This is a genomic window from Microcoleus sp. B3-D7, assembly GCF_036705305.1.
In the GTDB taxonomy this organism is placed as follows: domain Bacteria; phylum Cyanobacteriota; class Cyanobacteriia; order Cyanobacteriales; family Microcoleaceae; genus Microcoleus.
The window spans coordinates 22,249-34,702 of record NZ_JAUBUE010000006.1; the positions used below are offsets into that span (position 1 = coordinate 22,249).

The 12,454-nt window shown below is 43.9% G+C and carries 4 protein-coding genes; 1 reads left to right on the top strand and 3 read right to left on the bottom strand.

Going from position 1 to position 12,454, the window contains the following annotated elements:
* Nucleotides 1-249: 249 nt before the first annotated feature.
* From QUB25_RS06615 to QUB25_RS06625, 3 genes are all read right to left on the bottom strand, one after another.
* Nucleotides 250-5,445 (bottom strand): PAS domain S-box protein, encoded by a 5,196-nt coding sequence (locus tag QUB25_RS06615; RefSeq protein ID WP_333182457.1) that lies wholly within the window; start codon nucleotides 5,443-5,445, stop codon nucleotides 250-252.
* Nucleotides 5,446-5,847: 402 nt separating this feature from the next.
* Nucleotides 5,848-7,140, bottom strand: coding sequence for an ATP-binding protein (locus QUB25_RS06620; protein ID WP_333058801.1), 1,293 nt, complete (start codon nucleotides 7,138-7,140; stop codon nucleotides 5,848-5,850).
* A gap of 181 nt (nucleotides 7,141-7,321) precedes the next feature.
* Nucleotides 7,322-9,640, bottom strand: coding sequence for a tetratricopeptide repeat protein (locus tag QUB25_RS06625; protein ID WP_333182458.1), 2,319 nt, complete (start codon nucleotides 9,638-9,640; stop codon nucleotides 7,322-7,324).
* Between the two features lie 160 nt (nucleotides 9,641-9,800).
* On the opposite strand from QUB25_RS06625, the gene QUB25_RS06630 reads away from it, so the two are divergent.
* Nucleotides 9,801-12,368: a glycosyltransferase gene (locus QUB25_RS06630; protein ID WP_333182459.1), complete on the top strand. Its 2,568-nt coding sequence runs from the start codon at nucleotides 9,801-9,803 to the stop codon at nucleotides 12,366-12,368.
* Nucleotides 12,369-12,454: the final 86 nt, after the last annotated feature.

A 12,454-nucleotide genomic window follows, 5' to 3' on the forward strand; every position in this document is an offset into this window, starting at 1 on the left:
ACTGACAATTGGGGAGCATCTCATATTTGTAAAAACACTTCTTCTGGCTCCTTGCTTCTGCCTTTTTCCTTCTGCCTCCTGCCTCGGGCCTCAAAACTCCAATTTCTTCTAGCTTGGCTGTAAAAGTGAGATAATCCCGACAATTGCGCGATCTACAATTGCCAGATATCCGGCTGAATAACGCGGCGGTAAGTTGCTGCACATCTAAATTATCTGTATTCAGCCAAGGTCTCAACCATGAGAGTCATACTATTTTCCCTCTATATATTGCTTTAAAGTATTCCGAATTTGTTTGAGCTGAAATCCCTTAGCAAGTTGGCGCAGCTTCGAGACAAACGGCACTAAATTAGGTTCTAAACTCTCCAGGTTAGCACTCTCCTCAAAAATTTCTTCAATGTCGCCCATAGCTGCGAGTTTCAAAAGTTTTGCTACTGACTCAGAAGCCGCAGGTAACAAAGAAGAATAAGCAGGAAAATCAGAGGCTGGTGACAAACTGGGAGTTTTGCGTTTGTTGTTTTCCGAAGATTCCCCATAAATCCATTCTAGTCCCAAATGCACGCGCAACTGTTCCAAAAAGTGATTTGCTTCGATTGGTTTGGGAAGAAAAGCATCGTACCCTGCGAGGATGCTCTCTTGCTGCGTAGCCTCGAAAACGCTAGCTGACATAGCGATTAACACAACATCTTTTACTTCCGGCAACTGCCGCAGTTTTCTTGCAGTTTCTAAGCCATCCATTACAGGCATCCGCAAGTCCATTAAAATCACATCCGGTTGAAATTCAACTGTTTTGCCTAGGCAGTCTTGCCCGTTTTGCGCCTCTGCAACCTCAAATCCCAAACGCCGCAGCAGCCTGCACAACAAATCGCGATCCAGTTGATTGTCATCCACGATTAGCACTTTGCGCTTGTTGCCAATAAAACCCACAAGCCAGCGTTTTTCCTGCAAAGGAGATACCTCTAAGTACCGTTTAGCTGCGGGCAATTCTAAATCTACCCAAAAAGTGCTGCCTTTTCCCAAAGTGCTGTGGACGCGAATTTCGGTACCCATTAGTTTCGCTAATTTCTGGCTAATTGAGAGTCCAAGACCTGTACCTTCAACAAACGTATTGCCTCCTACTTGGTGGAAAGGCAAAAATATTTCTTCTAACTTGCTTCGCTCTATTCCAGTGCCGGTATCCTCGACTTGAAAGCGGATTTTTAAAGCGTGTTTGGCTGCGATCGGATTGTGGGCGAAGCGCATATAATTTTGTTTCAGTTCCGAACTCAAAGTCGAGAACTCATAATTTTCTCCTTGGCCTCGACTCCAGGCCCCTGTGCCGACATAGCCGACTTTGAAAGTCACACCGCCACTGTTAGTAAATTTCACGGCATTGCTGAGTAAATTTATGAGAATTTGGCGCAATCTTTTTGGATCGACACGAACGCAGCTAGGTAGGGGAGAGACTTGTTCGTAATGGAATAAAATTTCTTTTTGAGAGGCCCGCATCTGAAAGAGATCAGCAATGTTTTTCGTGAAATTTAGAAAGTTTAACTCTTCCGGGTAGAGCTCCATTTTTCTAGCTTCAATTTTGGAAAGATCTAAAACATCGTCGATTAACATCAGCAGGTGTTGACCGCACTGTTGAATATTGCTGAGACTTTCTTGGTGATCTGAGTTTAAGTCTTTGTCGGTTTTGAGGATTTGAGCGTAACCTAAAACGCCGTTTAAAGGCGTGCGTAGTTCGTGGCTCATATTGGCAAGAAATTCGCTTTTGGCGCGGTTGGCACTTTCTGCTGCTAATGCAGCTTGTTGGAGGGCAGATTCTGCCAGTTTGCGATCGACAATTTCCGTTTGTGCTTGTTGAAATAGCGTCGATTGCTGGATCGCGATCGCCAATTGCACGCACAATTGCCGGAGGGATTCTATTTCTGAGGAATCCCAGGGACGGGGGCCGGTGCAATCCTGGGCGATCAGCAGTCCCCAGAGCTGATTGTCTGCAGTCGGTTGGGTCGGTGAAATGCTTTCTCGTGCTTTTAAAATCGGCACTATTAAGTTAGCTTTTACTTCAAATCCTTCGAGAAATTTCATGTGGCATTCCGTCAAATTTTCCCGGTAAATATCTTCCATAGATCTAATACCGCCTTGCTGATAAATATCAACAAATTTTTCTCTAAAACAGCCATCAATATTGTTAAAATTTAGCAGCGAAATTCTATCTTTTGCCACAGATTCCACAACAACAAAGCCGCTCCAGTCGGGATTAAAACGGTAAATAACTGTGCGGTCTGTTTGCAAAAATTGCCGCACTTGTTCGACAGCAGTTGTCAGGACTTCTTCTAAATTTAGGGAGGAGCGAATGCGATCGAGCATGGCCACTACCAGCCGTTCTCGCCTTAATTGCTGCTCCAGTGCCATCTCCGCTTGTTTACGTTCGGTGATGTCGGTAATTACTCCCACTAACCCGATTAAATGACCAGTTTCATCTTTAATGCCGTCGGCGCGAAATAAAGTTGTTACCAGTTCGTTGTTTTTAGTGTTGATTTTGAGTTCGCCTTGCCAAGATTTGCCTTTACGGATCGTTTTAAACATTTCTAGCAGCACTTTAGTTTGGGAGTAAATTGCTGTTAATCCGCCTGCTGTGTTTAGTTCTTCTGCTGTGTAGCCGTACTGTTGAACAAAGGCTTGATTGTGGTAGAGCGATCGCCCTGTCAAGTCAGCAATGCCGATCGCATCGCTGGTGCTTTCCACCGCTTGAGTAACTCGCAGCAAATTTAGTTCTGCTTGTTTGCGATCGCTAATATCAGTAATAGTGCCGATATAGCCTTTAATTTCCTGCTTGTCTCCGATTTCTGCAATTGCCTGACCGATCACCCAGATTACCCGACCATCTGGACGCTGAAAGCGGTATTCTGATTTAAAAGGAATTTTCTCAATAATTGCTCGATGCCATTCATTTTTTACCCGAGCAACATCGTCGGGATGTATGGCATTCATCCAGCCAATTTCTACTGCTAATTCTGCATTTAATCCCGTAATTTCGCTCCACCGTTGATTCACATAAAGGCAATTTCCCAAGGTGTCGGTATGGAATATGCAAACTGGCGATGCTTCTGCTAAAGTTTGGTACCGCCGCTGGCTCGATCGCAGGGCTGATTCTACCTGTTTTCTATTAGTTATATCGCGGACTATAGAAATAATTTCGCCACCTACAAGCATTGTCAGCGACAATTCTTGAGGGAACTTAGTACCGTCACGGCGCTGACCGCTCGCTTCTATATTGCAGTACCCTTTTTGCAAGAGCATCGGCATTATTTGTAGTTCAAAAAATAAATTTTCGGCTTTGCTGTAGAGCATTTTCCATTTTTTCCCATACAGTTCGCTACTGCTAGCCAATCCGTACATTTTGAGATAAGCGTCGTTTGAATAAATACATTCTTTATTATTATTAAAAATGGCGATGCCGTCATAAGCCGCGGCCATTGCTACTGCTTGTCGCTGGAGTTGGGACTCTGCTTGTTTACGAGAGGTAATGTCGTGACCGACTGAGTAGATTAAACCTTCTTCACTAAATGGCGATGCGGTCCACAGGAAGCATTTGTAAGAACCGTCTTTGCAGATGTAGCGGTTTTCAAAGGAGATACTGGACGTACCCGCTATTAGCTTTGCTCCTTCGGCTGCGGTAGCTTTTCGATCGTCTGGATGAACAAATTCGATCATTGGCTTGGCAAACAATTCACTAATACTGTAGCCTAAAGCTGTTGACCAAGCTGGGTTTAAACGTTTAAAATGACCGTCAAAACCTACAATACAAAGCAAGTCTAAGGAGATGGTAAAAAAACGATCGCGCTCTGTTTGTGCCTGCTTTAATTCAGTGATATCCATCACTAAACCATCCCAGAGAATATCGCCTTCGCTGCCAGATTTGCTCTCATTATTGAGCCTTTCCGGTCTCGCCGCTCCTTGCAACCACTTAACTTTTCCAGATGGCAAAGTCTGTCGCCACTGCTGCTGCCAAGGTTCCAGCGTTGTGGCTGAAATGGCGATCGAGGTTTTTAAATCTAAGAGATCGTCTGGGTGAATTCCCTTGGAAATCAGTTCCGCATTTTGCTCTATTGCTTCTGCCTCTAATTCGTAGAGTTGGCGGCTGCCTGAAGAGATGTAGGGGAAAGACAATTTTCCCGTTGCTGACATTCGTAATTGATAAATTATTCCCGGCAGGTTAGCTACCAATTTTTGAAAGCGAGCTTCGCTTTGTTCCAGTGCTTTTTGTTGCTGTCTGTATTCTGTAAAATCTCTAATTGTACCCACTATTACTTTACTGCCGTCTGCTATTTGGAAGACGCTTTTTTTGGTAGAAATTATGTGTTCTCTCCCTGCCGAGTCTGTGAATTTTTCTTCGGTTTCCAAGCAAATCCCCGTTGTCAATACTTCTTCATCTTTAGTCCAAAAAACAGCAGCTTCCGATTGGGGGAAAAAGTCATAATCTGATTTGCCGATCAGTTCTTGCCGCGATTTCCCAACCAACTGACAAAAAGCATCATTTAATATCATCCAGCGGTGTTGCTCGTCTTTGACAAAAATTGGGTCTGGCGTAGCATTTATGGTGTGGTTTAAAAATTCTTCTGACGCTTTCAGTTTTGCTTCGTAGCGGTAGCGATCGCTCACGTCCAACACTACTTCGATTATCCGGTCTATAGACCCGTCCAGGCGGCGGAGGCAACGAAGGGAAACTCGCGTGTGAACTATTTCGCCATTTTTTCTGAGCCACCTTTTGTCTAAGATGTAACCGTCGAGCCTACCTGCTAACATCTGAGAAAATTTTTCACAATTACCCTCCAAATCCTCTGAATGAGTCAACTCTAGCCAATTCTTTTGCACGAGTTCGTAGCGCTCATAGCCCAGCAAATTGCACAGGGCATCGTTAACTTCTATCCAGTGGCAATTTAAAGGAATTTCGCTGTCAATAATTGGAGCGATGATTGCAATGCCGATCAGGGAATTTTCCACCACCGAGCGATATTTTTCTTCACTTTTTCGCAAAGCATCTTGACTGTTCTGGCGTTCTATGGCGTAACGGAGCGATCTAATTAACAGTTCGCTGTCGATTTTTCTTTTTACCAAATAATCCTGTACGCCGACCGAAATCAACCGCAGGGCAAGTTCTTCGTCGTTTTGGGCGGTCAAAACTACGATCGGCACATTTACCCCGTACTCTTGTACCCGAGCCACCGTCTCGATTCCCAGACTATCTGGCAGTGAAAGGTCTAATAAAATTATGTCAAAAGTTTCTTGATTCAATCGCTGCTGCGCTTCGCTGAGACGCTCTACTTTCGTCAGCACTATACGCTGCGAGCCACCTATTTCTGACAGTAAATCTTCAATCAGCTCAGCTTCCTGAGGGTTGTCTTCTACTAACAGAACTTTAAAGCAGATAGGAGGCAAAGCTAAGTTAAAAACTGCTTTCATAATATTTGTTAATCAAAAAATCTTAAACTAACTTGAATTTTAGCTTTTATTTTCAGGGCAATTATTCAATTGCCCATACACATATATCGACCGTAATATTGCGGGTGAGCAAGCGCTACAAAAATTGTGTCTAATTATTATTCTATCACGCACTAACTAGACTGTCAACGGGAAAGCTTTTTTATTCTAAATTGCAATTTATACCAGTTAATAAATAATCCAAATGTAGCCTAGATGCCAAGCTAAAGAGTCACAATAATGGCCCATTATTTACTTATTATATTTGCCATATAAAATGGGGTTAACTTGTGGAGCGTATTTTATATTTATGAATTAAAATATAGAAATTAATTCAGTTTGCCTACCTTATAGCTTATACCTTTTGACGACAGGATCTCTCAATTAAGCGAGAGTAAAGTAAAAAGTTGAACCTTGCTCCGGTTCCGATTCCACCCAGATACATCCGCCGTGAAGTTCCACAATTTTTTGACAAATTGCTAAACCAATACCTGTCCCCGAATATTCTCTTTGAGTGTGCAAGCGCTGGAAAATTTGAAAGATACGTTTTTGATGCTGGGGAGCAATCCCTATTCCATTATCTGAGACAGAAATTAACCAGTTTTCCTCCTGTTTACAAGCGGTAATATGAACCACAGGCGGTGCATCGTGGCGATATTTAATCGCATTGCTGACTAAATTTTGAAATAGCTGTACGAGTTGAGAAATATCCCCCATTACCGCTGGTAATTCGCTGTAAGTGACAACGGCTTTATTCTCGCGGATCGCCCCTTGCAGGTTCGCCAGTGCTTGCTCGACTGCGTGATTGCAATCTGTCAGTTGAAAAGGTTTCCGACTCCGGCCCACGCGGGAATATTCGAGTAAATCGTCAATTAAAGTTTGCATTCTGGTACAGCCCTGAACGATATTGCCGATAAACTTACTACCTTGGCTGTCAAGTTGGTCTTTGTAGCGTTTTTCTAAAAGTTGAGCGTAACTGGCAATGGTTGCTAAAGGCGCTTGCAAGTCATGAGAAGCCACATAAGCAAATTGTTCTAGTTCTGCATTTGAACGCGCCAATTCTTGGTTAGATTTTAATAGAGCAGATTCGGCGCGCTGGCGGTGGGATATCTCTTGTTGGAGTACCAAATTTTGCTCTTGCAGAGCTTTTTCAACAGCGCGGCGGGTGCTGATTTCTTGTTGCAAAATTTGGTTTTTTTCCTGAAGAGTTTTTTCGACGGCTAAGCGGCTCGTGATTTCTTCTTGCAGCAGCATATTTTGTTCTTTTAGCTGCTTTTGTAAATTCCGCAGGCTGAGGTGACTTTCGATGCGGGCGAGCACTTCTTCAAACTGAAATGGCTTGCTGATATAGTCAACAGCTCCCACAGCAAATGCGTTTACTTTGTCAAATACTTCATCTTTAGCGCTGATAAAAATTACCGGGATTTCGCGAGTTTTTGCTTCTAATTTCAAGTGCTGACACACCTCGTAGCCGTTCATTTCCGGCATCATTATGTCGAGCAAAATCAAATCTGGTGGATTAGAATTGCAGGCTCTCAAAGCCATTTTTCCGTTAATCACGCAGCGAGGGGTGTACCCCCTCTGAGTCAACATCGTAGACAACAGACGCAGGTTTTCTGGTGTATCGTCTACTACTAAAATGTTTCCTAACGGCGTCCCTGGTTGCTGATTGTTCATTGATTATTTCCCAGTTACTATTTTCTTCACAAAAAATGTTTGCAGCTATTTTATTTAGGACTTACGGAAAACACCCGGTTTTTAGTAGGAATATGGGAAAAAAAACGAGCAACCCGCTCATAAACCGGGTGTTTAGCCGTTTGTGTACAAGCAAGTCCTGTTATTGTTCGTTTACCAATCCTCAAATCCCCAGCAGCAGAGTCAAAGCATTATTGTCCCAAGTCAGTCCTTTGTCTAAAACTTTAAATCCCGCAACTTCGCACATAGATTCTAAAGCAGTAGCTGTAGGTAGCCACCACCACGGCGCAAAGTCGTTGATGTCAAAAACTGCTTTTTCAGTTATCCCTATAAGTGGGTTGTTGTTGAGGTATTGCTGCCAGTATGCTGTTAAAATAGCTCGTTCTGCGTCGTCCAAAGCGGGAATAAACATTACTCCCGAAGCTGGAATTTCATAGCGTCCCAACTCATTTTCTATTACTTCTTGAGTAATAGCTGAAGTGAAAACTAAATGCTCGCGAGTTATCTGACGCAAGGCAACTAAAATCTGCAAGGGATGCGGGTGATGGTACAACACTCCTGCACAGTGAACTACATCGTAAGGCTCGCCAATGTCGGCAAGCTGAATCTGAGTGATATCTTGATTGATACAGTGATAATTAGCAATATTTAAACTTGTCATGCGATCGTGAAAATCTTGCCACCAGTGCATGGATGCCGGCATGGCATCAATCATTGTCAGAGAAACTGCACCGTATTTGCTAGCTACAGATACTTTTTCGCTGACAGTTCCCCACAAGCCACCGACTTCTGCAAAAGTCTTGCCTTTGGCGACTCGGGCAATGTAACGATCGCGAATATCCTTAGCTTCTAACTCTAATAATAGAGTAGATTCCCCTGTTTGACGCTGTTTTTCTAAAATCTCCTCTAATTTTTGGGAGATTTCTGGATCTTTGGGTCTAATTTCTAATGCCATCAAGTACAACATTATGGCTTCGTTACGCCGATCGCTCTCAGCAAAGTTTTGGGCGATTTCGCAGTAAAATTCAGGAGCGTGCAGCGGCTGCATTTGGTGGTGATAGTAGCTAGTTGCTACATCTGAATCAACCAGAGTTCTTTTAATGAGAGCCTTACCTAACTTCATGTAAATTTCCGGTAGAGACGGCTCGATTTTAAGCGCACAAAGGTAGGCGGAAACAGCATCGTTCCATTCGTGACTTTCACTCAAAGCATCGCCTAAATTGTAATAAGACCAAGAAATACGGGGATTAAGTTCAATAGCACGTTGGTAAGCGGTAGCTGCGGCTTTCCACTGTTGAGTTTTCAACAGCACTTCTCCTAAATTGTGGTAAGTCCAAGAGAATTCTGGATTGAGTGCGATCGCCCGCCGATAAGCGAATGTTGCTGGGGAAAATTTCTGAAGTTTAACTAAAGTCAAAGCTAAGTTATAATAAGACCAAAATAAATCTGAATTAAGTGCGATCGCCCGTTGGTATGCAGCCTCAGCTTCCGACCATTTTTCTAGTTTAACAAGAGCATCCCCTAGCTGATGAAAAGCCGAGAAAAAATTCTGATCTAATTCAGTAGCGCGCTGGTAAGCTGCGACGGATTCTGACCATAGTTCTAATCGATCGCAAGCTGCACCAATGCTGTAGTAAGAGCCAGAAAAATTCGGATTTATTTCAACACTTGTGCGATAACATCTCGCGGCTTCTTGCCATTTTTCTAACTTGAGCATAACGCTGCCTAAGTTGTAGTATGACCAAAAAGAATTGGGATTTAAATCAATACTTTGTCTGTAGGCAGCCTCCGCTTCGCGCCAGAGTTCCTTGGCTTGCAAAACATTGCCTAATTTGTAATGAAACTCCGAAATGTCCGGCTGGAGTTGAATAGCTTTGCGGTAGTGAACAATAGCTTCGTCCCACTGTTTCAGCTCGCTAGCAGCTTCTGCTATTTTGCAGTAAGCTTCGCAACAACTCGGGTTTAAAAAAATGGTGCGGTGGTAACAAACTAGCGCTTTTTCGGGCTTATTTTGGGCAAACAATGTATTACCCAAATCTAAATATTCTTCCGCTATTTCTATTGGCTCTAAGATGAGTGCTTGATACCAACAGTCTGCTGCTTCCTCAGCCTGACCGACTTGGGTAAATATCCGGCTCAAATTTCGATAAAATCCTGCAAAGTGCGGTTGGAGGGAGATGGCTTTTTGGTAACAGGCGATCGCCTCTTGCCACTGTTCCAATGTAGCGCAGAGAGTCCCGAGGTTAGCAAAAGCTTCGGCAAAATCCGGTTGCAGGGCGATCGCAACTTTATACCAATACCTTGCGTCTTCTAGTTTACCCTGAGCTTGCAGCGCCTTTCCCAAGGTCTTGCAAGTCTCTGCAGAGTTGGGTTCAGATGCCAAAACTTGTTGGCAAAGTGCGATCGCCCGATCGAAGTTGCCTGTAGCTAAATAAAGCTCTGCCTGTTGCTGAAAATTCACCTGCGCTGTTTCCGAATTCATTTTTTATTTTCCTTTTGACTAATCATTCCCTGTAAGATTATATGCTACAATTTCCCAAACTTCAAGTTTCTGTAAGTAGAGCTAGCGAGCTGAGAAGAGTTCTGAATTTCCGCCAGATTAATATAAACTAGACAGTAATAGGTTAACAGCGAGCTAAATAATGTCAACAGTCAATCCAACACCGCTAATCAGCGTAATTATACCTGTATATAATGGCGATCGCTACATCGTGCAAGCGGTTGAAAGCGCCCTAGGTCAAAGTTTTACTAATTTGGAGATTATAGTTGTAGACGATGGTTCGACAGATCGCACGCAGCAAGTATTGCAGCCTTATTTTGACAGAATTCGCTACATATATCAGGAAAATCAAGGAGCAGCAATAGCTCGAAATCATGCTTGCCAGCTAGCCAAAGGCGAGTTTTTAGCTTTTCTAGATGCTGATGACTATTTCCTACCATCCAAGCTAGAGAAACAGGTAGCTTGCTTTGACGCTGACCCCACATTAGATATGGTGCAAACAGGTTGGCTAATGGTCGATGGAACCGGGCGAGAGATTTCTGCTGTCAAGCCTTGGCAGCAAGCGCCCAAATTAGATTTAGAAAGCTTTATTTTATATAAATGTGTGCGTCCAAGCGCGATGCTGCTGCGGCGTAAGTGGTGGGCATACTTGGGGGGTTTCGATTCTGGGCTTCCGCCGACGGAAGATTTAGACTTTGCCTTGCGTTTAGGTTTAAAGGGGTGCAAAGCTATTTGGTTAGAAGAAATTCTTACCTGTTATCGCCAGCACGATACCAATCTCATGTCAAGCGGTTTTCCGCTAATGAAGAATACAGAAATTCTGATGGAAAAATTCTTTGCTAGACTTGATGTGCCTCAGTCAATCCGCCAGTTAAAAAACCAGGAACGATATCAATGCTTGGTGTGGATGGCATGGCGGATGTATCGCGGCGGTCATCTAGCAGAGATGGCCAAGTGTTTGGAAAAGTCATTGCAATATACCCCTTTTTCGCCCACGGAAACAGTCTTGAATTGGCTGGAAACTTTTCAGAGCCTTTCTGAAGAATACGGTGACAATTTTGATGCTTATTCACTGATTCAGTTAGGAGAATGGCAAGATATAATTTTGATGGTTATGACCCATCACTCCGAATCCCAACAGAGTTCTATTTCTACACCTCCAAAAGCACGTGAAGCGAAGCTATCCCCTAGGGAAACGCACATTCTACTCTACAACGCCGACGATCCGGGCGTGGGAGGATTAGCGCAGTACAACCATGCCATTCTCTGTCAGTTAGCCCTATTAGGCTATCGAGTCACTTGCGTGCAAACCAAACATTCTAGCCCCTTGGTTGAGCGAGAACGAGAGTTAGGTATAGAGCACTTGTGGCTGGATTTTAGCAGCCATAGAGATTTAGCGCGGGTATTAAGAAATACTGAGGATGGACAAGAGATTTTTTCTACTAATAAACCCGATCTGATTATTTTTAGCGATGGCTGGCCCTATTCCAATTTTGCAGTTAAACAGGTAGTTATTCAGATGGGAATACCATACATGATGCTAATCGGGTTAGTCATGCCAGATCACGCAAATTTTGCCTACGGGGATGTAGTGCCTTATCGAGAGGGAGTGCTGTATCAGTGCCTGCAAGCTAGAGCCGTGATTGTTTTGGCTTACGAACATTTGAATTTATTGTGTCAACATTTCAAGTTGCCAAAAGAGCGAGGACAAGTGATTTACTTGGGGCGCTCTCCCAAATATTTTGCACCTCCTAATCCTTCGGCTCGCCAACGCCTGCGGCAAGAGTTAGAAATTCCTGAAGATGCGATTGTCTGTTTCACATCTGCTCGATTGGCACCCGTTAAAGGGCATCGATATCAGCTCGAAGCAATCAAACAGTTGAAGCAGTCTCCGGTGTGGTCTAAACTTTATTTTGTCTGGGCGGGAAATGGCGAGGGAAGCTATAGGGATCTAGAAAGAGAATTGAGGGAAGCTGTTAGAGAGTTAGGAGTGAGCGATCGCGTGAAGTTGATCGGACAGCGGTGGGATATCCTAGATTTACTGGATGCTAGCGACATATTCATTTTGACATCTCTCGGCGATGCAGCACCTTCTTTTGCAGTCATGGAAGCGATGGCTAAAGGATTGCCCGTAGTTGCTTCGGCAGCGGGCGGGATTCCAGAAGGACTCGGCGATACTGGGAAGTTGTTGCCCGATCCGAATACCGATCCCGAAGGCACAGCGAGGGAATTGGCGGAAACTGTAGAAGCTTGGGCGTTGAATCCAGAATTGCGCCGCCAAATCGGTCAAGCTTGCAAGCAGCGGGCCGAGAAAATGTTCAAAGAGGAGCGGATGCTCGCAGAGTCTGTTGAGGCGATCGAAAAAGCTTTACTTTCCGAACCCGAAAAAGATCAATTTGTTACTCAAAAACAGGTGCAGGAGTGGATGGCGAAGGTAGAAAGCCGGGTGCGCTACAGCTTTTTAGTGTGGCAGGCGTGGCACGCTTACTGTCAAGAAGATCTCATCGGGATGCAGAAGTGGCTTCAAGAATCTTTGCAGTGTACGCCTTTTTTGAGTACAGAAACGCTGTTAAACTGGATAGAATTTTTTTGTAATTTTTCCTCAGCTAAAGGGCATCATTTAGATACATATTCTCTCACTAAATCAGCAGAATGGCAACAATTGGTCGAGGGCGTCCAGGGTCTTAATTCTGTATTTTATGCAGGCTAAAATAGCCGAGTACAATTTAAAGTTGGGATGGCTACCAGCAGTAAAATAGCATTTTTATTCTGCCTTCTGCCTCACCTCCGTTACAT

Bases quoted from the DNA above. Each gene is read 5' to 3' on its own strand.
- QUB25_RS06620 (WP_333058801.1), bottom strand. From the start codon at position 7,140: ATGAACAATCAGCAACCAGGGACGCCGTTAGGAAACATTTTAGTAGTA.
- QUB25_RS06630 (WP_333182459.1), top strand. From the start codon at position 9,801: ATGTCAACAGTCAATCCAACACCGCTAATCAGCGTAATTATACCTGTA.
- QUB25_RS06625 (WP_333182458.1), bottom strand. From the start codon at position 9,640: ATGAATTCGGAAACAGCGCAGGTGAATTTTCAGCAACAGGCAGAGCTT.
- QUB25_RS06615 (WP_333182457.1), bottom strand. From the start codon at position 5,445: ATGAAAGCAGTTTTTAACTTAGCTTTGCCTCCTATCTGCTTTAAAGTT.